The sequence below is a fragment of the Microbacterium sp. GbtcB4 genome (assembly GCF_019091465.1).
Classification (GTDB): Bacteria; Actinomycetota; Actinomycetes; order Actinomycetales; family Microbacteriaceae; genus Microbacterium; species Microbacterium paraoxydans.
In genome coordinates this window covers 1-229 of the sequence record NZ_JAGXJJ010000809.1, presented here as the reverse complement: position 1 = coordinate 229, position 229 = coordinate 1, and the positions used below count along the sequence as shown (strand labels likewise).

Here is a 229-nt window from a genome sequence, read left to right as displayed (position 1 = left end):
CCAACACCCACCGCGGGGCGCAGCCCCGTGGTTAGACGGATGGCCGCCACGGAGGAGCCGACCCAGAAGTCCATGCGACTGATGCGCGCCCAGCGCACGAGCCCGGGGATGTTGTCGAGTCCGGCCACCGCCGTGCAGCCCATCGCCGCGAGCGTCGCCTCGGGCAGCTGGCTGCGCACCGGAGCGAGCGACAACGCGTCGCGGACGGCGAGCCCGAGAGTGGTCAGCG

Annotated in this window: 1 pseudogene; it reads right to left on the bottom strand. The window is 73.4% G+C overall.

The features are described from left to right. A pseudogene (locus KVS71_RS19695) lies at positions 1–229 on the bottom strand (sulfate transporter); the annotation flags it as partial.